Here is a 25,579-nt window from a genome sequence, read left to right as displayed (position 1 = left end):
CTAAGGCCGCCTCCGGGTGAGAGCATACCCCAGGGCCAGGAAAAAGGCGCTGAGGCCGATGATGAGGGTGGAAAGGGCGTGCACCTTGGGGCTCACCCCCAGCTTCACGCTGGAGTAGATGTAAAGGGGCAGGGTGGTGGCCCCAGGCCCGGCGGTGAAGAAGGTGACCACGAAGTCGTCCAGGGAGAGGGTGAGGGCGAGGAGGGCCCCCGCGGCCACCCCCGGCCAGGCCAGGGGGAGGGTCACGTACCAGAAGGTCTGGAAGCCCCGGGCCCCCAGGTCGCGGGCCGCCTCCTCCAGGCCCGGGTCCAGGAGGAGGAGCCTAGAGCGCACCACCAGGGTCACGAAGGCCACCTGGAAGGTGATGTGCCCCAGGATGACCGTGAGGAGGGAAAGCCGGGGAAAGCCCAAGAGCTCCCGGGCAAAGGCGAAGAGGAGGAGGAGGCTCACCCCCATGACCACGTCGGGCACCACCACGGGGATGTAGAGGAGGTAGCGCAGGAAGCCCTTGCCCGGGAAGCGGTAGCGCACCAGCCCCAGGGCCAGAAGGGTGCCGAGCACCGTGGAGACCAGGGTGGAGGCAAAGGCCACGGTGAGGGTGTTGGCCAGGTAGCCCAGCACCCGGGGGTCCTGGAAAAGGGCCTGGTACCACTCCAGGGTGAAGCCGGTGAAGCGCACCCCCCGGCGGCTCTCGTTGAAGGAGAGGGCCACGATCACCAGGATGGGAAGGTAGAGGAAGAGGTAGACCAACAGGGCATGAATGGAGAGAAGCCGCCTCATACCAGCTCCTCAAGCCCCCTTTCCCCCTGGATGCGGGCGTAGAGGTAAAGGGCCAGGAGGACAAAGCCCATGAGGAAGACGCTCAGGGCGGCCCCGAAGGCCCAGTCCCGGGTGAGGCCGAACTGCTGCTGGATGAGGTTGCCAATGAGCACCACCCGCCCTGCCCCCAGAAGGTCGGCCACCACGAAGGTGCCCATGGCGGGGATGAAGACCAGGACCGAGCCCGCGAAAAGCCCGGGGTAGGTCTGGGGTAACACGGCGTGGAGGAAGGCCCTGAAAGGCCGCGCCCCAAGGTCGTAAGCCGCCTCCAACAGCTGCCAGTCCAGGCGCTCCACGCTGGCGTAGACCGGCAGGACGAAGAAGGGCAGGAAGGTGTACACCGTGGCCAGGAGCACGGCGAGGAAGGAGGGGTAGAGGACCACCGGCCCCAGGCCCAAAGCCCCCAAGAGGGCATTCACCAGCCCTTCCCGCTGGAGCAGGACCAGCCAGGCGTAGACGCGGATGAGGAAGTTGGTGAGGAAGGGCAGGAGGAGGAGGAAGAGGAGGAGGTCGCGCCGGGGGTGGCGGGCGATGTGGAAGGCCAGGGGGTAGCCCAAGAGGGCGGAAAGGAGGGTGGCCAGGGCGCCCACCAGGAGGCTCTGGGCGAAGGCCTCGAGGTAGTACGGGTTCAGGAGGCGGGCGTAGTTGTGGAGGCCCCAGGGACCGGTGAGCTCCCCGTAGGGCCCCCGGGTGAGGAAGGAGGCCAGGAGGACCAGGAGGGTGGGGAGGAGGACGAAAAGGAAGAGCCAAAGCCCCCCCGGCCCCACGGTCACCAGGACGCGGAAGAAGCGCTGCCAGGGGGTTGCCGCCTCATTCATGGAGCACCACCAGGTTCTCTGGGGGAAGGTAGCAGAGGACCTCCTCCCCGTAGCCAAACTCCTCGGCGCCCGGCTCCTGCAGGTCCTGGTTCAGGGTGTAGGCCAGAAGCCGCACCTCCCCGGCCCGCAGGTAGTACTGGTTCTCCGCCCCCGTGTAGACGATCTCCTCCACCCGGGCCCGCACCAGGTTTTCCCGGGTGGGGAGGCCGTTTTGCCCCCGGTAGAGGCGCATCTTCTCGGGGCGGATGGCCAGGAGGGCCTCCCGGGCCAAGGGGGTCTTGAGGCGCAAGGGCCCCAGAGGGGTCTCCGCCCCCAGGGGGTGGGGCCGGGCGGGAAGGAAGTTGGAGCGGCCCAGGAACTCGGCCACGAAGCGGTTTTTGGGCCGCTCGTACACCTCATCGGGCAGGCCCAGCTGCTCAATGCGCCCGGCCCGCATCACCGCGATGCGGTCGGACATGACCAGGGCCTCCTCCTGGTCGTGGGTGACGAAGATGAAGGTGGTCCCCAGGCGCCTTTGGAGCTGCATGAGCTCCACCCTGAGCTCCTGGCGGAGCTTGAGGTCCAGGGCGGAAAGGGGCTCGTCCAGGAGGAGGACCTGGGGCTCCAGGACCAGGGCTCGGGCCAGGGCCACCCGCTGCCTTTGCCCCCCGGAAAGCTCCCTGGGGTAGCGGCCCTCCAGGCCCAGGAGGTCCACCAGCTCCAGGGCCCAGGCCACCTTCCTGCGGATCTCCGCCGCGGGTAGGCCCTTCATGCGCAGGCCAAAGGCCACGTTCCCCGCCACGGTCATGTGGGGGAAGAGGGCGTAGTTTTGGAAGACGGTGTTCACCGGCCGCTCGTAGGGGGGAACCCCCGCCATGTCCCGGCCGGCGATGGCAACCCGCCCGGCGTCCGGGGTGTCAAACCCCGCCAATAGCCGCAACAGGGTGGTCTTGCCGCAACCCGAAGGCCCCAGGAGGCTGAAGAACTCCCCCCGGCGGACCTCGAGGTCCACCCCATCCAGGGCCACCACCCCACCGAAGGCCTTCCGCACCCCTTCCAGGCGCACCAGCACGTCCCCGGCCACGGGGCCTAGTTTAGCAGGCCCGGTCCCCGGTTAAAGCCCTTGGGCCTAGGGGGAAACCACCTCCAGGGTAAAGGGCGCGTAGCGGACCAGCCCCCCCGCCAGGGCCTTCACCTGAAGGGCGTAGGTCCCAGGAGGAGCCTCCTGGGCCAGGCGCAGGAAGAGGTCCGCCACAGTATAGGGAGCCTGGACCCGCACCACCACACCCCCGCCAGAGACAAAGGCAGGAGGCGGCCCGCCGGTCTCGCCCGCCAGGCCCAGGTACACCTCCCCCGAAAACCCCCCCTGAGGCCGAAGGATGACCAAGAGCTGGCCTCGCTCTCCGGGGGCCAGGACTAGGCGGGAAGGCGTGACCTCCGGGTCAAAAGAACCCCATGGGCCGCAGGCTCCGAGGAGAAGGAGTATCCCGAACCCCAGCCACCGCATGCATCCCTCACCTCCCTTATTCCAGGACCGCCCTAAGGTTGCGCCCGGTCCCGATGCACCAGGAGGACCAGGCCCAAGGAGAGCAGGGTGGCCATGAGGCTGGAGCCCCCATAGGAGAAGAGGGGCAGGGTGAGGCCGGTAACCGGCATCACCCCCAGGGCCACCCCCAGGTTCACCAACACCTGGAAGCCCAGCATCCCCCCCACCCCGGCGATGAAGAGGCGGTCGGCCAGCCGGGGACACTCCAGGGCCAGGCCGAAGAGCCGGGCCAGGAGGAGGGCGTAGAGGCCCAGCAGGGCCAGGCTCCCCACGAAGCCCCACTCCTCGGCCCAGACGGCGAAGACGAAGTCCGTGTGGCGGAAGGGGACGAAGCCCAGCTGGGTCTGGGTACCCTGGCCGTAGCCCTTGCCCAAAAGCCCCCCGGAACCGATGGCAATGGTGGACTGGATGACCTGGAAGCCCTGGCCCAGGGGGTCGCGGTAGGGGTCCAGGACGATGAGCACCCGCTCCCGCTGGTAGGGCTTGAGGTTGGGCCAGACCACGGTGGGCACCAGGAGGACCAGGGCCAAGGCCCCCACCAGAAGGTGCTTGGCGGGAAGGCCCCGCACGAAGAGGACGGCGAAAGCCCCGAAGAGGACCACCAGGGTGCCCCCCAGGTCGGGCTGCAGGAGGAGAAGCCCGGCCACGGGCAGGGTGAGGAGGCCGGGAAGCAAGTAGTCCCACACCCGCCGCACGGGCCTTGGCTCCAGGAGGCGGGCCAGGGCCATTACAAGGCCCAGCTTGGCCAGCTCCAGGGGCTGGAACTGCAAAGGCCCCAGGACAAACCAGGCCTTGGCCCCGTTGATCTCCCGCCCGAAGGCGAGCACGGCCAGGAGGAGGAGGAGGGAAAGGGCATAGAGGGGATAGGCCCAGGCGAAGAGGGTGCGGCGGGAGAAGGCCTGCACCCCCACGGCCAGGAGGAGACCCAGGCCAAAGGCCAGGAGCTGGCGGGAGACCAGCCCGGGGTCAGGGGCGGCGCTTCGCAGGTTGAAAAGCCCGAGGACGCTCAGGGCCAGGACCAGGAGGACCAGGCCCCAATCGTAGGCCAGGAGGTTTACCCGCCTGAGGACCACCGGGGTTCCACCTTCACCTGAGGGGGATGTCGGCCACCAGGACCATCTTCTCCCCCCGCTCCTCCAGGGCCACGGAAAGCCCCTCCTCCTGGGCAGGGAAGTAGCGGCGGAGCACCTCCAGGAGGTCGCGCTTGAGGGCCTCCACCAGCCCCGGGGAAAGCCGGGCCCGGTCGTAGGCCAGGACCAACTTAAGCCGCTCCTTGGCCTGGTCCTTGCTCTTTTTGCGCCACCACATCACCGACCCCCAAAGAGCTTGCGGATGACGGCCAGGAAGCCTTGGGCGTCCTCCAGGTTGCGGAAGGGCACCTCCTCCCCCAGGAGGCGCCGGGCGGTATCCATGTAGGCTAGGGCCGCGGGGCTCGTGCCCTTGAGCACCAGGGGCTCCCCCTGGTTGGTGGAGATGAGGACCTGCTCGTCCTCGGGGATGATGCCGATGGGCTTTAGGCCCAGGATCTCCACCACATCCTCCACCGAGAGCATGTCCCCCCGGGCCACCATCCTGGGGCGCAGGCGGTTGATGACCAGGTAGTTCTCCCGGATCTCCCGGGCCTCGAGGAGGCCAATGATGCGGTCGGCATCCCGGACGCTGGAGACCTCGGGGTTCACCACCACCAAGGCCCCCTCAGCCGGGGTGGCCGCGGTCTGGAAGCCCCGCTCAATGCCGGCGGGAGAGTCTATGAGGACCCGGTCAAAGCCCTCCTCGGTGAGGAGAAAGTGGACTAGTTCCTTGAACTTCCCCGGGTCCAGGGCCTCCTTGTCCCGGGTCTGGGAGGCAGGCAGGAGGTAGAGGTTTTCCACCCGCTTGTCGCGGATGAGGGCCTGCCGGGGCTTGGCCCGGCCCTCGAGGACGTCGATGAGGTCAAAGACCACCCGGCCCTCGAGGCCCATGACCACGTCCAGGTTGCGCAAGCCCACATCCACGTCCACCACCGCCACCTTCTGGCCCAGCTTGGCCAAGGCCGCTCCCAGGTTGGCGGTGGTGGTGGTCTTCCCCACCCCACCCTTGCCCGATGTGACCACGATGGCTCTCGCCTTCACCTTACCCCCTCCTGCACGGCGTCCAACACGTCCTCTAATTCACGCAAGAATTCCAAAACCCGCTTGCCCCGCGGGGTCAGGGTGTATTCTACCCGAGGCGGTACCTCCGAGTGCGCCCGCCGCTCCACGAAGCCCAGAAGGTGGAACTCCCGCAACCTTTCCGCCAGGGTGCGGGGAGAAAGCTGCAGGTGGGTCTGCAGGTCCGAGAAGCGGGTGGAACCCCGGCTCAGGGCCACCAGAACCTCAGGGGCCCCGCGCCGGGCCAGGACCTTGAGCACCTTGCGGGCCGTCTTGGACAGGGCCATGGCCTAATGCTATCAAAGGTGGGTGTAGCTATGAAGCCTGGAAGCGATGGCCGCCCAGGCCTCCTTGTCCCAAGGGGCCCGGGGGGCTATGCTGAAAGGGCATGAGGGGCGAGCCCAAGCCCGACTGGAAGGACTTCCTGGCCCTGGTGCTGGCGGCCTACAGCCTCCTCTTCCCTCCCCTTCTGGTCATCCTGGGCGTTCTCCTCCTCTTCCTCCTCTTGGTGCGGGTTTTCCTGTAAAACTAAGGCATGGAAGGCCTGTTTGAATCCTTACCCGAAGGCTACCGGGAGAGGCTGGGGCGGCCCGGGGAGTACCCCTTTACCCGGGGCATCTACCCGCGGATGTACCTGGACCGGCTCTGGACCATGCGCCAGTACGCCGGCTTCTCCACCGCCGAGGAGTCCAACGCCCGCTACCGATACCTCCTGGCCCAGGGGCAGACGGGGCTTTCCGTGGCCTTTGACCTGCCCACCCAGCTGGGCCTGGACCCCGACCACCCCATGAGCGTGGGGGAGGTGGGGCGGGTGGGGGTGTCCATCGCCACCCTGGAGGACATGCAGAAGCTCTTTGCGGGCATCCCCCTGGACCGGGTCTCCACCAGCATGACCATCAACGCCCCGGCCATGATGCTCCTGGCCCTCTACCTGCTGGTGGCCGAGGAGCAGGGGGTCCCCTGGGACAAGGTCTCGGGCACGGTGCAAAACGACATCCTCAAGGAGTACTTCGCCCGTGGCACCTACATCTACCCCCCGGGGCCTTCCATGCGCCTGGTGACGGACATCTTCGAGTTCTGCGCCCGCCACGTGCCCAAGTGGAACACCATCAGCATCTCCGGCTACCACATCCGCGAGGCCGGGGCCACCGCCGCCCAGGAGATCGCCTTCACCCTGGCGGACGGCAAGGCCTACGTGCGGGCCGCCCTGGAGCGGGGCCTGGACGTAGACGCCTTCGCCCCCCGGCTTTCCTTCTTCTTCGCCGCCCACGGGGACATCCTGGAGGAAGCGGCCAAGTTCCGCGCCGCCCGCAGGCTCTGGGCCCGCATCATGCGGGAGGAGTTTGGGGCCAAGGACCCCAGGAGCTGGGCCCTGCGCTTCCACACCCAGACCGGGGGCTCCACCCTCACCGCCCAGGAGCCCCTCAACAACGTGGTGCGCACCGCCTACCAGGCCCTGGCCGCGGTCCTGGGGGGCACGCAAAGCCTGCACACCAACGCCTACGACGAGGCCCTGGGCCTGCCCACGGAGAAAAGCGCCCTCCTGGCCCTGCGCACCCAGCAGATCCTGGCCTACGAGAGCGGGGTGACCCGGGCAGTGGACCCCCTGGGGGGTAGCTTCTACGTGGAGCACCTCACGGACACCCTGGAGAAGGAGGCGGAAAGGCTCATCGCCGAGATAGAGGCCCTGGGGGGCGCGGTGGCCGCGGTGGAGGCCGGGTACTTCAGCCGGGCCATAGAGGAGTCCGCCTGGCAGTTCCAGAAGGAGGTGGAGGAGGGGAAGCGGGTCATCGTGGGTGTGAACCGCTTCTTTGACCCCCAAAGCCCCCTGAACGAGCCCGTGCCCGTGCAACGCATTGACCCCGAGCTCCACGAGCGCCGCAAGCGGGAGGTGGCGGAGTTCAAGGCCAGGCGGGACGGCCAGAGCGCCCAGGTGGGCCTGGAAGCCCTGCGCCAGGCGGCAAGGAGCGGGGAAAACCTCTTCCCTCACGTGCTGGAGGCCTTCCGCCGCCGGGCCACCCTGGGGGAGGTCTGCGGGGTGTTGCGGGAGGAGTGGGGGGAGTACCAGCCGGGGCGTTGAGGCCGCCCGAGGAGGCCGGGGATGGAGAGCGAGGCCGAGCTCTGGGATTTTCTGGAAAAGCACCTAAAGAGCATCTACGACGGCGACCCGGAGGGCTACCGGGCCACCACCCACGAGGAGCTCTCCCTCTACGAGTGGTTCGTCACCCCCCACCGCCTGGATGGCCTCCCCTTCCACCTCTACATGACCGAGCGCCGCTGGGCCACGGGGGGAAGGCCCTACCGCCTGGACCTCCTGGAAAGGCGCCTGCAACGCTACGGAGACGTGGCCATCTTCAGCTACACCCTCCTCCTCACCGTGGAGGCGGAGGAAGGGCTTAGGCACCGGGCGGTGAACGAAAGCCGGGTGGCCGTGCGCTTCCCCGAGGGCTGGAAGGTGGTCCACGTGCACAAGAGCCCGGCGGGCTGACCCCGCCGGGCCCCCAAAGGGGGGCTAGGCCCCTTCCTTCAGGCGCTCCACCACCGAGCGGTCCTCGAGGGTGGAGGTATCCCCCTTGATCTCCTTCTCCCCGGCGGCGATCTGCCGCAGGAGGCGGCGCATGATCTTGCCGGAACGGGTCTTGGGCAGGGCGTCGGTGAAGCGCACCTCGTCGGGCCGGGCGATGGGGCCGATCACCTTGGCCACGTGGGCCTTGAGGTCGTCCCGCAGGGCCTCCGAGGGGGTGTGCCCCTCCTTCAGGGTGACGAAGGCCACAATGGCCTCCCCCTTCAGGGGGTCGGGGCGGCCCACCACCGCGGCCTCGGCCACCGCCGGGTGGGCCACCAGGGCCGACTCAATCTCCATGGTGCCCAGCCGGTGCCCGGCCACGTTCAAGACGTCGTCCACCCGGCCCAGGATCATGTGGTAGCCGTCCTTGTCCCGCCGGGCCCCGTCCCCGGTGAAGTAGGCCCCGGGGTGCTGGCTGAAGTACTGCTGGATGAAGCGCTCGGGGTCGCCCCAGACGGTGCGGAGCATGCTGGGCCAGGGACGGGTGATGCAGAGGTGCCCTCCCTCGTCAGGGTTCTCCACGGGGCGGTGCTCGGCGTCCAGGATCTCCGGCTTCACCCCGAAGAAGGGCTTGCCCGCATGCCCCGGCTTCATGGGGTGGACGCCGGGCAGGGTGGTGATCATGATGCCCCCGGTCTCCGTCTGCCACCAGGTGTCCACAATGGGGCAGCGGCCCTTGCCGATGACGTTGTAGTACCAGAGCCAGGCCTCAGGGTTGATGGGCTCGCCCACGGAGCCCAAAAGGCGCAGGGTGTCCAGGCGGTGCTTGAGGGGCCAGCCCTCCCCCCACTTCATGAAGGCCCGGATGGCGGTGGGAGCGGTGTAGAGGATGGTGACCCCGTACTTGTCCACGATTTGCCAGAAGCGGTCGGGCTCGGGCCAGTTGGGGGCCCCCTCGTACATCACCGTGGTGGCCCCGTTGAGGAGGGGGCCGTAGACCACGTAGGAGTGGCCGGTAATCCAGCCCACGTCGGCGGTGCACCAGTAGACGTCCTCGTCCTTGAGGTCAAAGACCAGCTTGGTGGTGAGGTAGACGTAGGTCATGTAGCCGCCCGTGGTGTGCAGGACCCCCTTGGGCTTCCCCGTGGAGCCGGAGGTGTAAAGGATGAAGAGGGGATCTTCCGCCTCCATGGGTTCGGGTTCACAGCGGTCGGAGGCCGCCTCCATGAGCTCGTGCCACCAGTGGTCCCGGCCCGGGGTCCAGGGGACCTCCTCCCCGGTGCGGCGCACCACCACCACGTGCTCCACGCTGGTGGTCTCCTTCAGGGCCTCGTCCGCGTTCTGCTTCAGGGGCACCACCTGGCCGCGGCGGTAGCCCCCGTCGGCGGTAATCAGCACCTTGGCCTCGGCGTCCTTGATGCGGTCGGCCAGGGCCCCGCTGGAGAAGCCCCCGAAGACCACGGAGTGCACCGCCCCGATGCGGGTGCAGGCCAGCATGGCGATGGCCGCCTCGGGGATCATGGGCAGGTAGATGGTGACCCGGTCGCCCTTCCTCACCCCCAGACGCTTTAGGACGTTGGCGAACTTCTGCACCTCCCGCCAGAGGTCGTGGTAGGTAAGGACGCGCTCCTCCCCCGGCTCCCCTTCCCAGATGAGGGCCGCCTTGTTCTTGCGCCAGGTCTGGACATGGCGGTCCAGGGCGTTGTAGGAGAGGTTGGTCCTGCCCCCCACGAACCACTTGGGGTGGGGCAGGTCCCCCTCCAGCACCTTCTGCCAGGGCTGGAACCAGTGGAGCTCGGAGGCCACCCGTCCCCAGAAGCCCTCGGGGTCTTTTAGGCTCTCCTCGTAAAGGCGCTGGTACTCCTCCTCGCTCTTGAGGTGGGCCTGCTGCCGGAAGGCCTCGCTGGGGTAGAAGACCCGCTCCTCCTTCAGAACGCCCTCAATCCGGTCCATACTCCCTCCTTTGGCCTTGAGGATAGGACGGCCCTCTCAAGGGGTCAAGAAAGCTAGGGTTTTTCACCATTTGCCAAAACCCCCCCTTTCTTGACAGGGGAAGACTCCCCTTCGCAAGATGGGCGCAAATGGCCAGGAAGAGAAGCCTCTCCACCGTGCAGGCGGCCCTGCGCATCCTGGCCTACTTGGCCGAGCATCCCGAGGGGGTGGAGGTTAAGGAGGTGGCCCGCCTCCTGGGCAAGAGCCTCTCCACCGCCTACGCCCTGCTGAACAGCCTGGTGGAGGAGGGGTTTGCCGTGAAGACGGAAAGGGGCTACCGTGCGGGGAGCGCCAAGCCGGTGCCCCTCCAGGCCACGCCCCTGGAGGAGGCCCTGGAGGAGCTCTACCTCAGGACCCGGGAGCGTTGCTACCTGGCCCTCCTCACCCCGGAAGGGGTGCGGCTCAAGACCCGGGGGCGGCAGGGCCAGCCCCACCCCCTGGGGGAGAGCCTGCCGGAGGAAGCCCACGCCCTGGCCCTGGGGAAGGTCCTCCTGGCCCACGGGGCCCTGCCCCTTCCCCCCTTGCGCCCCCGCACCCCCTATACCCTCACCGACCCCCTGGCCCTGGAGGAGGAGCTGGCCCGGGTGCGGGAGTCGGGGTTGGCGGCGGAGATGGAGGAGTACGCCCAGGGGCTTTCCGGCCTAGCGGCCCCCCTCTTCGGCCCCGAGGGGCAGCTTCTGGGGGCTTTGGGGGTGGTGGTGCCCGCCCGGCGCTTCCCCTTCGCCTTCAGCCGCCTGGCCCGGGCCCTTTCCGAGGTGGCCCAGGTCTCCGCCTACCTGAAGCCCCCGGAGCCCCCCTCCCTGGCCCCACCCCCCGAGCCCAGCTTCCGGGTGGAGGTGTTGGAACCCCCCCCTCCCTTGAGGGAAGGGGCCAACCTGCGGGAGTTTGCCGGCCTCCACCGGGCGAGCCTCGAGGACCCCGAGGCCTTCTGGGGCGGCTTCGCCCGGGAGTTCCACTGGGAGAGGCCTTGGGAAAAGGTCCTGGACAAGGAGACCAAGCGCTGGTTTGTTGGCGGGCTCACCAACGCCGCCCTGAACGCCCTGGACCGGCACCTCCCCGAACGGGCCCAGCAGGTGGCCCTCCTCACCCTGGACGGGGAGGGGCACCTGGAGAAGTGGACCTACCGCGAGCTCCAGGACCTCTCCGCCCGCCTGGCCGGGGTGCTGAAGGGGCTGGGGGTGGGCCCGGGGGACCGGGTGGCCCTCTACCTGCCCACGGGGCTCGAGGCCGCCCTAAGCCTCCTGGCCACCGCCCGCCTGGGAGCGGTGCACGTGGCCCTGCCCGTGGGCCTGGGGCCCGAGGCCCTTAGGGAGCGCCTCCTGCAAAGCCAGGCCCGGCTCCTCATCGCCGCCGACGGCTACTTCCGCCGGGGGCAACTCGTCCCCTTGAGGCCGGTGGTGGAGGCAGCCCTAAAGGACCTGGACCTGCCGGTGCTGTGGCACGTGCGGGGAAGCACCGAGTTCCTGGAACGAGCCTCCGAGGGAAGCCCCCTGGAGGCGGTGCCCGTCCCCGCCCAGCACCCCCTTTTCCTCCTCCACACCTCGGGCTCCACGGGCATCCCCAAGGGGGTGGTCCACGGCCACGGGGGGTACATGGTGGGGGTGGCCTGGGCCTTGCGCTACCTCTTTGACCTGAAGCCGGGCGAGGTCTTCCACACCACCGCGGACCTCTTCTGGGTGGTGGGGCACTCCTTCGGCCTCTATGCCCCCCTCTTCCTGGGGGGCACCAGCCTCCTGGTAGAGGACCGGCCCGACCACCCCAGCCCCGCCGCCTTCTACGAGCGCCTAAAGCGGCTTGGGGTGGACATCCTCCTCACCTCCCCCACGGTCTTGAGGGCCCTGCGCCGCCACGGGGAGGCCCGGCCCACCGCCTTGCGCCTGGTGGGCAGCGTGGGGGAGGCCCTGGCCCCCGAGGTGTGGCGCTGGACCCGGGACCACCTGGCCTGGCCCCTGGACAACTGGTGGCAGACGGAGCTGGGGGCCCCCGCCCTGGCCACCCCCCTGGCCCTCCCCGCCAAGCCCGGCTACGTGGGCGTTCCCCTCCCCGGGGTGGAGGCCCGGGTGGTGGACGCCGAGGGGCACGTCCTCCCCCCCGGGGCCAAGGGCCACCTGGTCCTCCTGCAGGCGGGCCCCGCCCAGATGGTGAACCTCTTGGGCGGGGAGAACCCCTGGCGCGGGGGGCTTTACTGGACCGGAGACCTGGCCACCTGGGACGAGGAAGGCTACTTCCGCATCCTGGGCCGCTCGGAGGAGGTGATCAAGGTGGGGGAGGCCCGCCTGGGCACCGCCGAGGTGGAGGCCGCGGCCCTCACCCATCCCCAGGTGGCGGAGGCCGCGGCCATCGGGGTGCCGGGGGAGGAAGGGGAGGAGGTGGTGGTCTTCGTGGTGCCCAAAAAGGAGGTGCCCGAGGACCTCAAGCCCCTCCTGGCGGAGAAGCTCAAGGCCCACCTCCTCCGGCACCTAGGCCCTGTACCCCCGCCCCGCATCCTCTTCGCCGAACGCCTGCCCCGCACCCGTAGCGGCAAGATCCTCAGGCGGCTCCTCAAGGCGGAGCTCCTGGGCATGGACCCCGGGGACACCTCGGGTCTGGAGGAAGAGTATGGCACTGGAAAAGCTTCTTAGGGCAGAGGAACGGCTTTGGGCCCCGGAGCACCTCAGGCAGCAGGCCAATCTGCAGGATTTCCAGGGGGAATACCAAAGGAGCCTCGAGGATCCCGAGGGGTTCTGGGGCGCCTGGGCCAGGCGCTTTCACTGGGAAAAGCCTTTTGAAAAGGTCCTGGAGTGGAACCTCCCCGAGCACCGCTGGTTCTTAGGGGGCACCACCAACGCCGCCTACAACGCCCTGGACCGCCAGGTGGCCCGGGGCCTCAGGAACAAGCTGGCCCTCCTCTACCTTTCGGAGGAGGGCCGGGAGGAAAAGCTCACCTACGGGGAGCTTCTGGACCGGGTGCGCCGCCTGGCCACGGGGCTACGGCGCCTGGGGGTGGGCAAGGGAGACCGGGTGGTGATCTACATGCCCCTCACCCTCGAGGGGGTGATGGCCATGCTGGCCACCGCCTACCTGGGGGCCATCCACAGCGTGGTCTACGCCGGGCTTGGGGTCTCTGCCTTAAGGGAACGCATCCTGGACGCCGGGGCCAAGGTGGTCATCGCCGGGGACGTCAGCTACCGCCGGGGCAAGGGGGTGGACCTGCGCTCCATCGTGGAGGAGGCCATCAAGGACCTTCCCCTCCAGGTGGTCTGGTTCCAGCGGGCCTACAAGGCGGAGCTCCCCGAGGGACACCACGACTTCCAGGAGCTCCTCTGGCAAACCCCCCCGGAGGCCCGGGCGGAGATGGTGGAGGCGGAACACCCCCTCTTCATCCTCTACACCTCGGGCTCCACGGGGAAGCCCAAGGGGGTGGTGCACGTGCACGGGGGCTACATGGTGGGCACCACCTACCACCTGCGCACCTTCTTTGACGCCAAGGACGACGACGTCTTCTGGGCCACCAGTGACATCGGCTGGATCGTGGGCCACTCCTACATCGTCTACGCTCCCCTCCTGGAAGGCCTCACCAGCGTCCTGCGGGAAGGCGCCCCCGACTACCCCGACCCCGGGGCCTTCTGGCAGGTGGTGGAACGCTACCGGGTGAACATCATGTTCACCGCCCCCACCGCGGTGCGCATGTTCATGCGCTTCGGCCCGGAGTGGCCGGCCAAATACGACCTCTCCTCCTTGCGCCTCCTGGGGGTGGCCGGGGAGCCCTTGAACCCCGAGGCCCTCCGCTGGGCCTACGAGCACCTGGCGGAGGGAGGCCGGCGGGGCTTCGTGGCCGACAACTGGTGGCAGACGGAGCTCGGGGGGCCCACCCTGGGCACCCCCCTGGTCCTCCCCGCCAAGCCCGGCTTCGCCGGGGTGGCCCTGCCTGGGGTGGAGGCGGGGGTGGTGGACGAGGAGGGCAGGCCCGTGCCCCCAGGGCAGGGCGGACTTCTGGTCCTCCGGCGCCCCTTCCCCCACATGATGCGCACCGTCTGGGGCAACCACGAGCGCTACCTCCAGTACTGGCGCGAGGTCCCGGGCGGGGTCTACGCCGCCGGGGACGTGGCGAGCCAGGACGAGGAGGGCTACTTCAGCGTCCTCGGCCGGGCGGACGACGTCTTGAACGTGGCCGGGCACCGCATCGGCACCGCGGATGTGGAAAGCGCCCTGGTCTCCCACCCGGCAGTGGCCGAGGCCGCGGTGATCGGGGTGCCCGACCCCCTGAAGGGGGAGGCCATCAAGGCCTTTGTGGTCCTGCGCCTAGGGCAAACCCCTTCCGAAGAGCTGAAGGAGGGCCTGGTCCAGCACGTGCGCCGGGAACTGGGGCCCATCGCCACCCCCAGCGAGATCGTCTTCCTGGACAAGCTGCCCAAGACCCGCTCGGGGAAAATCCTCAGGCGCCTCCTGAAGGCCCGGGAACTGGGCAAGGACCCGGGAGACCTCTCCACCCTGGAGGAGTAGGTTTCCCCAACCTTAAGGGGTGGGGCCCTTGGGCCCCACCCCTTTTTGCCCCCTTTCCGGGGAGATTGGGCATACAAAAACGCCCCTTTTGCGCATGGCTGAAAAGCCAAGGTTTCTTGACACCCCCCTCATCCTTCCCTAAGATTGCCGCTAACCGCGAGGGAAGCCTGTGCCAGGAAGCGCCTGTAGCGCTTCCCGAGCGGGGGAGGGAGTTATGAGCGCGCTGGAGGCATACTGGAAGGAAAACCTAAGTCTTATCCGAAACCTCCTCATCATCTGGGCCTTGGCCTCTTATGTGCTGGGCATCCTGCTGGCCGAGCCCCTGAACGCTATCCGGGTCTTCGGCGGGCCCCCCTTGGGCTTTTGGATCGCCCAGCAGGGGAGCATCTACGTCTTCGTCATCCTCATCTTCTACTACGCCAGCCGCATGGCGGCCCTGGACCGGAAGTACGGCTTTGAGGACTAGGAGGAACGCCCATGAGCGCTGAAGTCTGGACCTGGATCATCGTGCTGGCCACCTTCGCCCTCTACCTGGGCATCGGTTACTGGGCCCGCGTGCAGGAGACCGCCGGCTTCTACGTGGCCGGGCGCGGGGTACCCCCGGTAGCCAACGGGGCCGCCACCGCCGCCGACTGGATGTCTGCCGCCAGCTTCATCTCCATGGCGGGCCTCATCTCCTTCCTGGGCTACGACGGGGCGGTCTACCTCATGGGCTGGACCGGGGGGTACGTGCTCCTGGCCCTCCTTCTGGCCCCCTACCTGCGGAAGTACGGCAAGTACACGGTGCCCGAGTTCGTGGGGGACCGGTACTACTCCAACGTGGCCCGGGTGGTGGCGGTGATCGCCGCCATCTTCGTCTCCTTCACCTACGCGGTGCCCCAGCTCCGGGGCGTGGGCATCGTGCTCTCCCGCTACCTGGGGGTGGACGTGGCCACGGGGGTCTGGGCCGCGGTGATCGTCACCGCCTTCATCGCGGTGATCGGGGGGATGAAGGGCATCACCTGGACCCAGGTGGCCCAGTACACCGTGCTCATCATCGCCTACCTGATCACCGGCATCGCCCTGTCCAACTTCCTCACCGGCAACCCCATCCCCCAGCTGGCCTTCACCTTCTCCGACTTCGCCGTGCGCCTCAGCCAGCTCCAGGTGGAGCTGGGCCTCAAGGAGTACGTGGCCCCCTTCCAGAACCTGAACCTGCTCAACGTCTTCCTCATCACCCTGACCCTCATGGTGGGCACCGCGGGCCTGCCCCACGTGATCATCCGCTTCTACACGGTGCCCAAGGCCTCCGACGCCCGCTGGAGCGCCGGCTGGGCCCTGCTCTTCATCGCCCTCCTCTACACCACCGCTCCTGCCGTGGCCGTTTTCTCCAAGTACAACCTCCTGAACACCCTGGCCAACAAGACCGTGGAGGAGGTCCAGGGGATTGACTGGGTGCAGAAGTGGAGCAAGACCGGCCTCCTCAAGCTGGAGGACAAAAACGGGGACGGGAAGTACCAGATCACCGCGGCCAAGGACACCAACGAGATCACCATTGACCGGGACATCATCGTGCTCTCCACGCCGGAGGTGGCCAAGCTCTCCCCCATCGTGGTGGGCCTGGTGGCGGCTGGGGGTCTGGCGGCGGCCCTTTCCACGGCGGCAGGCCTCCTCATCGTCATGGCCAGCGCCATCAGCCACGACCTCTACACCCGCATCATCAACCCCCAGGCCTCCGAGGCCACCAAGCTCACCATCGCCCGGGTGGTGATCCTCCTGGTCACGGTGCTGGCCGCCCCCTTCGGCATCAACCCCCCGGCCTTCATCGCCCAGCTGGTGGCCTTCGCCTTCGGCCTGGCCGCCAGCACCTTCTTCCCCGCCATTCTGCTCGGCATCTTTGACCGCCGGATGAACACGCAAGGGGCGGTGGCGGGGATGCTGGTGGGCCTGGTCTTCACCGCCACCTACATCGTGGGCACCAACTACCTGGGCTGGCCCCGCTTCCTCTTCGGCATCTCCCCTGAGGGCATCGGCACCGTGGGCATGCTCCTCAACTTCCTGGTGGCCTACCTGGTCTCCCGGGCCACGCCCCCGCCCCCCGCGGAGATCCAGAAGCTGGTGGACGAGATCCGGGTGCCCAAGGGGGCAGGAGCGGCCGCCGAGCACTAGGCGAGGGGCCCCCGCAAGGGGGCCCTTCGGTTTGGGTAAAGTGAGGCATGGACCTACGCTACCTTCGCTTTTTCCTGGGCAGCCTGACCGCCCTCTTCGCCTTTTACCTGGGGGGGCACTACCTTCTGGGCTTCCCCTTTCCCACCCCGGGCATCCTGGCCCAGCTGGCCCTGGGGGCCCTGGTGGGGGTGGGGCTGGGCCGCATCTACCACCGGCTCTGGCCCCTGCCCCCGGTGGGGATAGGCCGGGTGGTGCGGCTCCTGGTCCTCCTTCCTCCGGCCTTCGTGCTGGGGATGGGCTTTACCCTCCTCCTGGGAGGCCAGGTGGCCCTGCACTTCCTCATCCCCCTCCTGGCCTGGATTACCCCGGACTATGGACCCAAGAACGGTCCCACCCCTGAGCGCCCTTCCCGAGGCTGAGCGGGAAGCCCTCCTCCAGGAGGCCAAGGAGGAAGCCCACCCCGCGGGCACCCGCTTCCTGGAGCAGGGCGGGAGGCCGGCGGAGGCCCTCTACCTGGTGCTGGAAGGGAAGGTGGCCCTTCTGGACGGGGAGGAAAAGGTGGGGGTTTTGGAGGCCGGGGAGTTCTTCGGCTTCCCCTCCCTCCTTTCGGGAGAGTCCCCGGCCTTCAGCGTGGAGGCCGAGGAACCCGTGCGGCTTTTGGTCTTCCCCCAGGCCACTTTCCACCGGCTTCTCGCCCACCCCGAGGCCGCCCGCTTCTTCGGCCAGGGGCTGGCCGAGCGGGTGCGGCTGAAGGCGGCCCCCGACCTCTCCCTTTTCGCCCCGGTGGGGCGGCTTGTGCGCAAGGAGCCCGTCTTCATCCCCCCTTCGGCCACGGTGGCGGAGGCGGCCCGCATCATGCGGCAGGAGGGCATCTCCAGCCTCCTGGTGGCTGGGGAACCCCTGGGCATCCTCACCGACCGGGACCTGCGCAACCGGGTGCTGGCCGAGGGCCGTCCCCCCACCACAAGGGTGGCGGAGGTGCAGACCGCCCCCCTCTTCGCCCTGCCGGCGGAAACCCCCCTCTACGAGGCGGTGGCGGCCATGGTGGAGCGGGGCATCCACCACCTGCCCCTCACGGAAGGGGAAAGGGTGGTGGGCGTGGTGACCCACACCGACCTCCTCCTGCACCAGGCGCAAAGCCCCCTCCTGCTCCTGCGGCGGATTGAGCGCCTGGAGCTGGAGCGGTACAGCCTCGAGGTGGCCCACCTGGTGGAAGGCCTCTTCGCCCGGGGCCTGGGGGGGCTGGAGATCGGCCGGGTGGTGGCCTCCCTCAACGACGCCCTAATCCGCCGCCTGGCCAAGGAAGCGGAGGAAGCGCTGGGACCCCCTCCCGTGGCCTACAGCTTCATGGTCTTCGGTTCGGAAGGGCGCCGGGAGCAGGCCCTTTTGACCGACCAGGACAACGCCCTGGTCCTGGCCGAACCCGGGCACGAAGCCTACTTCCAGGCTCTGGCGGAGCGGGTGGTGGGGGGGCTTTTACGGGCGGGGATTCCCGAGTGCAAGGGGGGGTACATGGCCACCCGCTGGCGGCTTCCCCTGGGGGAGTGGGTGGCCACCTTCCGCCGCTGGATGGAGGCCCCCGAGCCCCAGGCCCTCCTGGAGACGCAGATCTTCTTTGACCTGCGTCCGGCGGCGGGGACCCTTTCCCTAAAACCTCTGGAGGAGGCGGTCCTCGAGGGGAGCCGGCAAGGGGTCTTCCGCTACCACCTGGCCCGGGCCAGCCTGGAGTTCCGCCCTCCCCTGGGCCTCTTCGGCCGGGTGCGCACCGAGGAGGGGTTCGTGGACCTGAAGCGGGCCGCCCTGGCCCCCATCGTCTCCCTGGCCCGGCTCTACGCCCTCATGGCGGGAAGCCTGGCCAAGGGAACGGTGGAGCGCCTACGGGCGGCCAAAGAGGGGGGCACCCTGAGCCCCGAGGGGGCCGAGCGGCTGGAGGAGGCCTACCGCTTCTTCTTCGGCCTGCGCCTGGCCCACCAGCTTAGGGCCTTCCGCGAAGGAAAGGGCATCAGCAACCGCATCCTGTGGTCGGCCCTTTCCCCGGGGGAACGCCGGCGGGCCCTTGAGGGGTTCCGGGCCATCCTGGAGGTGCAGGAGAGCACCGCGGCCCGCTTCCAGCTGCGATGAGGGAGAAGGCCTTTGCCCTCTTTCTCCTGGCCCTTTTCCTTTTCCTCATGCCCTTGGGCCTCCTCTTCCGCGAGGCGGTTGGTCCTTTGGGCCTGCCCCCTTTGTACCTCTACCTTTACGGGGCCTGGGGGCTGGTGATCCTCCTGGCCTACCTCCTCTTCCGCAGGGCATGAGCCCCTTTTTCCTCCTAGCCCTCCTCCTCCTCTACCTGGGCCTCCTCTTCCTGGTGGCCCTTCTAGGGGAGGGTCGGGCCCGGGCCCTGGCCCAAAGCCCCCAGGCCTACGCCCTCTCCCTGGCGGTCTACGCCACCGCTTGGACCTTCTTCGGCAGCGTGGGCCGGGCCGCCACCGAGGGGGCCACCTTCCTGCCCATCTACCTGGGACCCACCCTGGTCCTCCTGCTTTGGCCCTTCCTGCACGGGCGGATCCTGGAGCTGGCCCGGGCCCACCGCCTCACCTCCTGGGCCGACTTCCTCTTCCTGCGCTACGGCCATCCCGCCCTGGGCCCCCTCATTGCGGCCTTTTTGGCGGTGGGCCTTCTGCCCTACCTAGCCCTGCAGCTTAAGGCCATCGCCCAGGCCTTCCTCTTCCTGAGCGGGCAGAAGAGTCCCCTGGCGGACGTGGCCCTCCTCACCGCCCTGCTCCTGGCCCTCTTCGCCATCCTCTTCGGCACCCGCCGCCTGGACCCCTCGGAGCGGCACCAGGGCCTGGTGCTGGCGGTGGCCTTTGAGTCCTTGGTAAAGCTCCTCGCCCTCCTCCTGGTGGGCGGCTTTGTTTGGCTGGCCCTGGGAAACCCCTTCCCCAAGGTGGGGGCCCATCCCGAGCTCCTCCCCCTCCTCCTGCCCCCGGAGGGGCTTGCCGGCCACCTGGCCTGGGTCAGCCTGGTGGGGCTCTCCGCCCTGGCCTTCCTCTTCCTCCCCCGGCAGTTCCACGTGAGCGTGGTGGAGAACGTGGAGCCGGGCCACCTGCGCCTAGCCGCCTGGGCCTTTCCCCTCTACCTCCTCCTCATCAACCTGCCCATGGTGCCCCTGGCCCTCTTGGGCCGCCTCCACCTCCCCGGGGAAAACCCCGACCTCTACGTCCTGGCCCTCCCCCTGGAAGCAGGCCAGCCCGCCCTGGCCCTCCTGGCTTTCCTGGGCGGGGTCTCCGCGGCCACGGCCATGGTGGTGGTGGAGAGCCTGGCCCTTTCCATCCTGGTCTCCAACCACCTCCTCTCCCCCCTCCTTCTGCGCTTCCGGGCCCTGGGAAGCCTCCTTCTGTGGCGGCGGATGGCCATCCTCCTGGTCCTGCTCCTGGCCTACCTCTACTTCCGCCTGGCGGGGGAGGCCTACGCCCTGGTGGGCATGGGGCTCATCTCCTTCGTGGCCGTGGCCCAGCTGGCCCCAGCCGGCCTCCTTGGACTTTACTGGCGGGGGACCACCGGGCAGGGGGCCTTGGCCGGGCTCCTGGGGGGAATGGCCCTTTGGGCCTACACCCTCTTCCTCCCTGCTCTCGCCCGCTCGGGCTGGCTCCCCGAGGTCTTCCTCCGGGGTCCCCATCCCCTTCTCCACCCCGAGGGGCTTTTGGGTATTGAGGGGTTGGACCCCATCACCCACGGCTTCCTGGCAAGCCTCCTCGTGAACCTGGCCCTCACCGTGGGGGTTTCCCTCTTCACCCGGAAGGAAGCCGTGCGGGAGGGGCGCACGGGGGAGGTGGAGGAACTTGCCGCCCTCCTCCGGCGGGTCCTGGGAGGGGAGGCCGAGGAGGCCTTCCGCAAGCAGGCCCAAGGCCTTTCGGGCTCCCAGGCGGCGGCCCTGGCCGAGGCCCTTCTGGCGGGATCGGTAGGGCCCGCCACCGCCCGGCTCCTCCTCCTCCCCGCCACCCGGGAGGCGCCCCTCGAGGCCCTCCTGGAGGAGGCCGCCCGGGAGTCCCGGGAGGTTAGGGCCTACGCCAAGGCCCTGGAGGAGGCCCGGCAGGAGCTGGCCGAGGCCTACGAGCGCCTCAAGGCCCTGGACCAGGCCAAGGACGAGCTTTTGGCCGCGGTCTCCCACGAGCTCAAGACTCCCCTTACCTCGGTACGGGCCCTGGCGGAGATCCTCGAGGCCCACCCCCACCTGCCCGAGGCGGAGCGGCAACGCTTCACCGCCCTCTTGGCCAAGGAGGCGGGGCGGCTTTCCCGCCTGGTGGAGGAGGTCCTGGCCTACACCCGGCTCCAGGCCAACCCCTCCCCCAATCGCACCCCCACGGACCTTAAGGCCCTGGCGGAGGAGGCCCTGGCCCTGGCCGAACCCCTGGCCCGGGAAAAGGGGATTAAAATGGAGGCCCATCTGGAGGAGGTCCAGACCCTCACCGATCGGGACCGGGTGCTCCAGGTGCTCCTCAACCTCCTCCACAACGCCCTACGCCATGCCCGAAGCCGGGTGCGCCTGGAGCTTATGCGCCAGGGGGGAGAGGTCCTCTTCCGGGTGGCGGACGACGGGCCCGGGGTGCCCCAGGCGGCCAGGCCCCTGGTCTTTGAGCCCTTCCAGAGCTTTTCCGGGGGAACCGGCTTAGGCCTCTTTCTGGCCCGGCGGCTCCTGGAGGGCCTGGGGGGGCGGATCTGGCTGGAGGGAACCGAGGGGGAAGGCGCCTCTTTCGCCTTCACCCTGCCCTTGGAGGTGGAGTGTGCGGATCCTGGTGGTGGACGATGAGGAAAGCATCCTGGTGCCCCTGGAGTTCCTCCTTAAGAAGGCGGGCCACGAGGTGGCCCTGGCCCGGACGGGGGAGGAGGCCCTGGAGGCCTTGGGCCGGGGGGCCTTTGACCTTTTGGTCCTGGACCTGATGCTCCCCGGCCTGGACGGCTTCGCCGTCCTGGAGAGGCTACAGCCCCTTCCCAGACGGCCCAAGGTGCTGGTCCTCACCGCCCGGGGCCGGGAGGCGGACCGGGCCAAGGCGGAGGCCCTGGGGGCCGAGGCCTTCATGGCCAAGCCCTTCGGCATCCAAGACCTCCTGGCCCAGGTGGAGCGGCTCCTGGAGGAAGCATGAAGGAGGCCCTGCGCTTTCTTGGCGCCCTCCTCCTGGGGCTTCTCCTGGTGGGGGGCACGGTGGGCCTGGGCCTTTTCCTCCTCCTCCAGGGGGAAGAGGCCCTGGCCCGGGAACTCACCCGGGTGGCCCGGGAAAAGCTCGCCCTCCTCCTCTTCGTGGGGGGGCTTTTCGCCCTGGTGCTGGCCGCCCTCCTCCACCCCCTCTTCCTGGGGTACCTGGCAGCCACCCGGGCCCTGGGGCAGGAAGCGGAGGTGCTCCTGGCCAACCCCGCCCACCGCCTGCCCCTGCGGGGCCCCTTTGAGCTCCAGGCCCTGGCGGGGCTCATCAACCGCCTGGCGGCGGAGAAAGAGGCCCTGGAAGAGCAGGTGGCGGCCCGGGTGGCCGAGGCCAAGGCCCTTCTGGAGAGGGAGCGGGAAACCCTTGCGGCCCTCATCGGCCACCTGCCCCAGGGGGTGGTGCTGGCCAACGCCAGGGGCCAGGTCCTCCTCTACAATGCCCCCGCCCGCCAGCTCCTGGGGGAAGGCCTAGGGGCGGGGAAAAGCCTCTTTGGCCTCCTGGAGCGGGGGCTTTTGGTCCACGCCCTGGCCCTCCCCGAGGAGCGCTTCCTGGTCCAGGGTCGGGGAGGCCTGCTCTCCTTGCAGGTGGTGCCCCTGCCGGACGAGGGGGGGTTCCTGGTCCTCCTGGAGGCGGCCAAGGAGGAGGGGGGCATGGACGAGGCCACCCTTCACCGCCTGAAGGACAAGCTGGCAGGGCTGAAGGCCCTGGTGGAGGCCTTGGAGGGGGAGGCCTCCCCCTCCCTAAAGCCCCTCCTGCGGGTAGCCCGGGCCACGGCGGAGGAGCTTTCCGCCCTCGTCCTGGGCCTCACCCCCCCGCCCAAGGCGGCGGAGGTGCTGGCGGGGGACCTCCTTACCCTCCTGGCCCAGGCCCTGGAGCGGGAGGCCGGCCTCTCCCCGGGGATGGCCCTCTCCGAGGAGGCCCGGGAGCTACTGGTGCGGGCGGACACCTACGCCCTGGCCCGGGGCCTGGCCGCCACCCTGCGGGAGGAGGAGGAGGTCTTCCTCCAGGGCGGGCGCACCGGCGGCCTCCTCCGCCTCACCCTGGCCTTCCCCCACCCCGCCCCCGCGCCCCACCCCTCCCTGCAGGAGGCCGTGGAGCGGGCCGGGGGAAGCCTCTGGCGGGAGGGGCACCACCTCCACCTCCTCCTGCCCGCCCGGGAAGCCCCCAGCCTGCCCGTCCAGGAAGGCCCCCCGCCCCGGGCCGAGGTCTTTGATCTCTCCCTCCTCCAGGTGCCCGAGGCCCTGGAGGAAGCCCCTCTGGAGGGCCTCCTCTACACCGCCTTTGACCTGGAGACCACCGGCCTGGACCCGGAAAAGGACGCCATCATCGCCCTGGGAGGGGTCCACCTCCTGGGCCGGCGGGTGCTCCACCAGGAGGTTTTTGAGGCCCTGGTGGACCCGGGCCGCCCCATCCCCGAGGCCTCCACCCAGGTGCACGGCCTCACCTGGGAGATGCTGAAGGGAAAACCCCGCCTGGAGGAGGTCCTGCCCGCCTTCCGGGCCTTCCTGGAGGACACGGTGCTCCTGGCCCACAACGGGGCCTTTGACATGGCCTTCCTGCGGCGGGCGGGGGTGGACCAGCCCCCCCTGGTGGACACCCTCCTCCTGGCCCACCTCCTCTTCCCCGACCTGAAGGACCACCGCCTGGAGACCCTGGCGGAACGCTTCGGGGTACCGGTCCTGGGCCGCCACACCGCCCTGGGGGACGCCCTGATGACCGCCGAGGTCTTCGCCCGCATGCTCCCCCTCTTGCGGGAACGGGGCTACCGCACCCTGGGGGAGGTCCTTGCGGCCTGCGCCCGGCTTCCCCTGGCCCGGCTCAAGTACTAGCCAGGGCCCGCCTGCCGATGTCCCGGCGGTAAAGGGCCCCGGGGAAACCCACCTGGGGGAGGAAGGCATAGGCCCGCTCCAGGGCCTCCCTGAGGTCCTGTCCCAACCCCACCACGTTCAGCACCCGCCCCCCGGCGCTCACCAAGACCCTACCCTCCCGCCTTGTGCCCGCGTGGAAGACCAGCACCCCTTCCGGGGGCTCAGGCACCCGGAGGGGAATCCCCTTCCGGGGGCTTTCCGGATAGCCCGGGGCGGCCAGGACCACGCAGGCCGCGGCCCCCGGCTTCCAGGAAAGCTCTACCCCCGCCAATCTCCCCTCAGCCACCCGCAGGGCCAGCTCCACCAGGTCGCTCTCCAGGAGGGGCAAAAGGGCCTGGGCCTCGGGGTCGCCGAAGCGGGCGTTGAACTCCAGCACCTTGGGCCCTTCCCGGGTGAGCATCAGCCCGGCGTAGACCACCCCCCGGTAGACCACCCCCTCGGCCCGCAGGCCGACGATGAGGGGCTTGAGGATCTCCTCCTCCACTCGCCTTAAGGTGGCCCCGTCCATGGGGTAGGGGGCCACCGCCCCCATCCCCCCGGTCATGGGCCCCTGGTCTCCGTCCAGGAGGCGCTTGTGGTCCTGGGAGGGAAGGAGGGGCAGGATGGTCTCCCCATCGGTGAGGGCCAGGACCGTGGCCTCCTCCCCCTCCAGGTACTCCTCCACCACCACCTCCCCCCCCTCGGGGCCGGAGAGCAGGTTCAGCACTGCCTGCTTGGCGGTGTGGAGGTCAAAGGCCACCGTGACCCCCTTGCCCGCCGCCAGCCCCGAGTCCTTGATGACGATGGGTACCCCCACCTCCTCCAGGTACTCCAGGGCCTCGAGGGGGTCCTGGAAGACCCGGTAGCGGGCGGTGGGGATACCGTACCTCTCCATGAGGCCCTTGGCGAAGGCCTTGGAACCCTCAATCATGGCCGCCTTCTGGGTGGGGCCGAAGAGGAGGAGGCCCCGCTCCTGAAAGGCGTCGGCGATACCCTCCACCAAAGGGGCCTCGGGGCCCACCAGGGTGAGGTCTATGCCCGCCTCGAGGGCCCAATCCGCCAGGGCCTCCACGTCCCCGTTCCAGGGGACGAGTTCCGCCAAGGCCGCCATCCCCGCGTTGCCAGGGGCGGCGTAGAGCCTATCCACCAGGGGGCTTTGCGCCGCCTTCCACACCAGGGCGTGCTCCCGCCCCCCAGAACCCACCACCAGCACCCTCATAGGGGGGATTCTACCCGCTTGAGCACCGCCTCGGCCCGGGTGCGCACCGCCTCGGGCAGGGTGGCGAGCTCGGCCCGGAGGGCAGGGTGGTCCTGGGCCAGGAGGTGGGCGGTGAGAAAAGCCCCCTGCCCCCAGACCCCCCCCTGGCCCAGGAAGGCCAGCCCTGCCAAGGCCTCCTGGCCCCAGGCGCGCAGAAGGGCCCAGGCCCGCAGGTACAGGGGCCGCTCCCGGGGGGAAAGGGCCTCAAAGCGGCGAGCCGCCTCCTCCCCCAGGAGCCCGCCAAGCCCCTTGGGCGGGGGAAAGGCCAGGCCGAGGAGGAGGAGGCGCACCGCCTTGGGGTAGAGGCGGTGCTCCAGGAAGAGCACCCGGCTTTCCAGGGTCTTGGGGGTGTCCCCGGGGAGGACCGGCACCCGCCCCTGGAGGAGGATGGGGCCGGTGTCCATGCCCTGGTCCACGAAGTGCACCGTGGAGCCCGTCTCCCGCTCCCCAGCCGCCAGGACCCTTTGGTGCACGTGGAGGCCGGGGTAGTCGGGGAGGAGGGAAGGGTGGATGTTGAGGAGGCGGCCGTACCAGGGTTCCACAAAGCCTGGGGAGAGGAGGCGCATGAAGCCCGCCAGGAGGACCAGGTCCACCCCCTTTTGGGCCAGGAGGGCTAGGGCCTCGGCCTCAAAGGCCCGCCGCCCCCGCCAGGGAAGGGCCACCGCCTCTACCCCCCGGCTCCGGGCCCGCTCCAGGGCGTAGGCCTCGGGGTTGTCGGAGAGGACCAGGACCACCTCGCCCCAGGGGTTTCCGGGGGGGAAGGCCTGGAGGAGGGCCTCGAGGTTCGTCCCCCGACCCGAGGCCAACACAGCCATGCGGGCCGGGCGGCCCAGGGGAAAGGGGGTCAGGCCCCCTTCTGAAGGCACACCCTCCAT

24 protein-coding genes are annotated in these 25,579 nt (G+C 69.4%); 13 read left to right on the top strand and 11 right to left on the bottom strand.

Going from position 1 to position 25,579, the window contains the following annotated elements:
• The 8 genes from B128_RS0105515 to B128_RS0105480 form a co-directional block, all read right to left on the bottom strand.
• Entirely contained in the window at positions 1-780 is a 780-nt protein-coding gene (locus B128_RS0105515) for an ABC transporter permease (RefSeq protein WP_018111281.1), read from the bottom strand.
• Positions 777-1,637: an ABC transporter permease gene (locus B128_RS0105510; RefSeq protein WP_018111280.1), complete on the bottom strand. Its 861-nt coding sequence runs from the start codon at positions 1,635-1,637 to the stop codon at positions 777-779. The genes B128_RS0105515 and B128_RS0105510 overlap by 4 nt, the downstream gene beginning before the upstream one ends.
• Complete coding sequence (locus B128_RS0105505) at positions 1,630-2,700, bottom strand: ABC transporter ATP-binding protein (RefSeq protein ID WP_018111279.1); 1,071 nt, start codon at positions 2,698-2,700, stop codon at positions 1,630-1,632. The genes B128_RS0105510 and B128_RS0105505 overlap by 8 nt, the downstream gene beginning before the upstream one ends.
• A gap of 45 nt (positions 2,701-2,745) precedes the next feature.
• Entirely contained in the window at positions 2,746-3,003 is a 258-nt protein-coding gene (locus tag B128_RS0105500; RefSeq protein WP_156822392.1) for a hypothetical protein, read from the bottom strand.
• Between the two features lie 152 nt (positions 3,004-3,155).
• Positions 3,156-4,235, bottom strand: coding sequence for a rod shape-determining protein RodA (gene rodA / locus B128_RS0105495; protein ID WP_018111277.1), 1,080 nt, complete (start codon positions 4,233-4,235; stop codon positions 3,156-3,158).
• A 13-nt stretch (positions 4,236-4,248) separates the two neighbouring features.
• On the bottom strand, positions 4,249-4,470 hold the full coding sequence (minE, locus tag B128_RS0105490) for a cell division topological specificity factor MinE (protein ID WP_018111276.1): 222 nt from the start codon (positions 4,468-4,470) through the stop codon (positions 4,249-4,251).
• Positions 4,470-5,273, bottom strand: coding sequence for a septum site-determining protein MinD (gene minD, locus B128_RS0105485; RefSeq protein ID WP_018111275.1), 804 nt, complete (start codon positions 5,271-5,273; stop codon positions 4,470-4,472). The genes minE and minD overlap by 1 nt, the downstream gene beginning before the upstream one ends.
• Positions 5,270-5,578, bottom strand: a complete 309-nt coding sequence (locus B128_RS0105480) for a winged helix-turn-helix transcriptional regulator (RefSeq protein WP_018111274.1) — start codon at positions 5,576-5,578, stop codon at positions 5,270-5,272. Before B128_RS0105480 ends, minD begins: the two co-directional genes overlap by 4 nt.
• A gap of 101 nt (positions 5,579-5,679) precedes the next feature.
• Between B128_RS0105480 and B128_RS12855 the strand changes: the two genes are divergently transcribed.
• The 3 genes from B128_RS12855 to B128_RS0105465 are packed head-to-tail and all read left to right on the top strand — an operon-like array spanning position 5,680 to position 7,779.
• The gene (locus B128_RS12855; protein ID WP_018111273.1) at positions 5,680-5,817 is read left to right on the top strand and encodes a hypothetical protein; all 138 of its coding nucleotides are present in this window, start codon (positions 5,680-5,682) and stop codon (positions 5,815-5,817) included.
• A 9-nt stretch (positions 5,818-5,826) separates the two neighbouring features.
• Entirely contained in the window at positions 5,827-7,371 is a 1,545-nt protein-coding gene (locus B128_RS0105470) for an acyl-CoA mutase large subunit family protein (RefSeq protein ID WP_018111272.1), read from the top strand.
• A gap of 21 nt (positions 7,372-7,392) precedes the next feature.
• Positions 7,393-7,779 (top strand): nuclear transport factor 2 family protein, encoded by a 387-nt coding sequence (locus tag B128_RS0105465; RefSeq protein ID WP_018111271.1) that lies wholly within the window; start codon positions 7,393-7,395, stop codon positions 7,777-7,779.
• Positions 7,780-7,803: 24 nt separating this feature from the next.
• On the opposite strand, the gene acs (B128_RS0105460) is transcribed toward B128_RS0105465, so the two are convergent.
• Positions 7,804-9,750, bottom strand: a complete 1,947-nt coding sequence (acs, locus tag B128_RS0105460) for an acetate--CoA ligase (RefSeq protein ID WP_018111270.1) — start codon at positions 9,748-9,750, stop codon at positions 7,804-7,806.
• A 128-nt stretch (positions 9,751-9,878) separates the two neighbouring features.
• On the opposite strand from acs (B128_RS0105460), the gene B128_RS0105455 reads away from it, so the two are divergent.
• From B128_RS0105455 to B128_RS0105405, 10 genes are all read left to right on the top strand, one after another.
• The gene (locus tag B128_RS0105455; protein ID WP_018111269.1) at positions 9,879-12,410 is read left to right on the top strand and encodes an AMP-binding protein; all 2,532 of its coding nucleotides are present in this window, start codon (positions 9,879-9,881) and stop codon (positions 12,408-12,410) included.
• Positions 12,388-14,271: an acetate--CoA ligase gene (gene acs / locus B128_RS0105450; RefSeq protein ID WP_018111268.1), complete on the top strand. Its 1,884-nt coding sequence runs from the start codon at positions 12,388-12,390 to the stop codon at positions 14,269-14,271. Before B128_RS0105455 ends, acs (B128_RS0105450) begins: the two co-directional genes overlap by 23 nt.
• 214 nt (positions 14,272-14,485) lie before the next feature.
• Positions 14,486-14,737, top strand: a complete 252-nt coding sequence (locus B128_RS0105440) for a DUF4212 domain-containing protein (RefSeq protein ID WP_018111266.1) — start codon at positions 14,486-14,488, stop codon at positions 14,735-14,737.
• An 11-nt stretch (positions 14,738-14,748) separates the two neighbouring features.
• The gene (locus B128_RS0105435) at positions 14,749-16,419 is read left to right on the top strand and encodes a sodium:solute symporter family protein (protein ID WP_018111265.1); all 1,671 of its coding nucleotides are present in this window, start codon (positions 14,749-14,751) and stop codon (positions 16,417-16,419) included.
• Positions 16,420-16,466: 47 nt separating this feature from the next.
• On the top strand, positions 16,467-16,838 hold the full coding sequence (locus B128_RS0105430) for a hypothetical protein (protein WP_018111264.1): 372 nt from the start codon (positions 16,467-16,469) through the stop codon (positions 16,836-16,838).
• Positions 16,792-18,540 carry a DUF294 nucleotidyltransferase-like domain-containing protein gene (locus tag B128_RS0105425; protein ID WP_018111263.1) on the top strand — a complete coding sequence of 583 codons (1,749 nt, stop codon included), beginning with the start codon at positions 16,792-16,794 and terminating at the stop codon, positions 18,538-18,540. The genes B128_RS0105430 and B128_RS0105425 overlap by 47 nt, the downstream gene beginning before the upstream one ends.
• Positions 18,537-18,713 carry a hypothetical protein gene (locus B128_RS12945; RefSeq protein WP_018111262.1) on the top strand — a complete coding sequence of 59 codons (177 nt, stop codon included), beginning with the start codon at positions 18,537-18,539 and terminating at the stop codon, positions 18,711-18,713. Before B128_RS0105425 ends, B128_RS12945 begins: the two co-directional genes overlap by 4 nt.
• On the top strand, positions 18,710-21,208 hold the full coding sequence (locus B128_RS0105415; RefSeq protein WP_018111261.1) for an ATP-binding protein: 2,499 nt from the start codon (positions 18,710-18,712) through the stop codon (positions 21,206-21,208). Before B128_RS12945 ends, B128_RS0105415 begins: the two co-directional genes overlap by 4 nt.
• On the top strand, positions 21,183-21,542 hold the full coding sequence (locus B128_RS0105410; RefSeq protein WP_018111260.1) for a response regulator transcription factor: 360 nt from the start codon (positions 21,183-21,185) through the stop codon (positions 21,540-21,542). Before B128_RS0105415 ends, B128_RS0105410 begins: the two co-directional genes overlap by 26 nt.
• Entirely contained in the window at positions 21,539-23,428 is a 1,890-nt protein-coding gene (locus B128_RS0105405) for a 3'-5' exonuclease (RefSeq protein WP_018111259.1), read from the top strand. Before B128_RS0105410 ends, B128_RS0105405 begins: the two co-directional genes overlap by 4 nt.
• Here the strand turns inward: B128_RS0105405 and purD are convergent.
• Positions 23,418-24,665, bottom strand: coding sequence for a phosphoribosylamine--glycine ligase (gene purD / locus B128_RS0105400; protein WP_026175048.1), 1,248 nt, complete (start codon positions 24,663-24,665; stop codon positions 23,418-23,420). The two genes, B128_RS0105405 and purD, sit on opposite strands and share 11 nt — an antisense overlap.
• The gene (gene purN, locus B128_RS0105395; RefSeq protein ID WP_425425103.1) at positions 24,662-25,579 is read right to left on the bottom strand and encodes a phosphoribosylglycinamide formyltransferase; all 918 of its coding nucleotides are present in this window, start codon (positions 25,577-25,579) and stop codon (positions 24,662-24,664) included. Before purN ends, purD begins: the two co-directional genes overlap by 4 nt.

Origin of the sequence: Thermus igniterrae ATCC 700962 (assembly GCF_000376265.1) — a bacterium.
In the GTDB taxonomy this organism is placed as follows: domain Bacteria; phylum Deinococcota; class Deinococci; order Deinococcales; family Thermaceae; genus Thermus; species Thermus igniterrae.
This window is presented reverse-complemented; position numbering and strand designations above follow the sequence as displayed.

Excerpts from the sequence above, each read along its gene's own strand:
- B128_RS0105440 (WP_018111266.1), top strand. The coding sequence starts at position 14,486 with ATGAGCGCGCTGGAGGCATACTGGAAGGAAAACCTAAGTCTTATCCGA.
- B128_RS12855 (WP_018111273.1), top strand. The coding sequence starts at position 5,680 with ATGAGGGGCGAGCCCAAGCCCGACTGGAAGGACTTCCTGGCCCTGGTG.
- acs (WP_018111268.1), top strand. The coding sequence starts at position 12,388 with ATGGCACTGGAAAAGCTTCTTAGGGCAGAGGAACGGCTTTGGGCCCCG.
- B128_RS0105405 (WP_018111259.1), top strand. The coding sequence starts at position 21,539 with ATGAAGGAGGCCCTGCGCTTTCTTGGCGCCCTCCTCCTGGGGCTTCTC.
- B128_RS0105515 (WP_018111281.1), bottom strand. The coding sequence starts at position 780 with ATGAGGCGGCTTCTCTCCATTCATGCCCTGTTGGTCTACCTCTTCCTC.
- B128_RS0105435 (WP_018111265.1), top strand. The coding sequence starts at position 14,749 with ATGAGCGCTGAAGTCTGGACCTGGATCATCGTGCTGGCCACCTTCGCC.
- B128_RS12945 (WP_018111262.1), top strand. The coding sequence starts at position 18,537 with ATGAGGGAGAAGGCCTTTGCCCTCTTTCTCCTGGCCCTTTTCCTTTTC.
- B128_RS0105465 (WP_018111271.1), top strand. The coding sequence starts at position 7,393 with ATGGAGAGCGAGGCCGAGCTCTGGGATTTTCTGGAAAAGCACCTAAAG.
- B128_RS0105425 (WP_018111263.1), top strand. The coding sequence starts at position 16,792 with ATGGACCCAAGAACGGTCCCACCCCTGAGCGCCCTTCCCGAGGCTGAG.
- B128_RS0105455 (WP_018111269.1), top strand. The coding sequence starts at position 9,879 with ATGGCCAGGAAGAGAAGCCTCTCCACCGTGCAGGCGGCCCTGCGCATC.
- B128_RS0105470 (WP_018111272.1), top strand. The coding sequence starts at position 5,827 with ATGGAAGGCCTGTTTGAATCCTTACCCGAAGGCTACCGGGAGAGGCTG.
- purD (WP_026175048.1), bottom strand. The coding sequence starts at position 24,665 with ATGAGGGTGCTGGTGGTGGGTTCTGGGGGGCGGGAGCACGCCCTGGTG.
- B128_RS0105480 (WP_018111274.1), bottom strand. The coding sequence starts at position 5,578 with ATGGCCCTGTCCAAGACGGCCCGCAAGGTGCTCAAGGTCCTGGCCCGG.
- minE (WP_018111276.1), bottom strand. The coding sequence starts at position 4,470 with ATGTGGTGGCGCAAAAAGAGCAAGGACCAGGCCAAGGAGCGGCTTAAG.
- B128_RS0105510 (WP_018111280.1), bottom strand. The coding sequence starts at position 1,637 with ATGAATGAGGCGGCAACCCCCTGGCAGCGCTTCTTCCGCGTCCTGGTG.
- B128_RS0105430 (WP_018111264.1), top strand. The coding sequence starts at position 16,467 with ATGGACCTACGCTACCTTCGCTTTTTCCTGGGCAGCCTGACCGCCCTC.
- acs (WP_018111270.1), bottom strand. The coding sequence starts at position 9,750 with ATGGACCGGATTGAGGGCGTTCTGAAGGAGGAGCGGGTCTTCTACCCC.
- B128_RS0105415 (WP_018111261.1), top strand. The coding sequence starts at position 18,710 with ATGAGCCCCTTTTTCCTCCTAGCCCTCCTCCTCCTCTACCTGGGCCTC.
- purN (WP_425425103.1), bottom strand. The coding sequence starts at position 25,579 with ATGGAGGGTGTGCCTTCAGAAGGGGGCCTGACCCCCTTTCCCCTGGGC.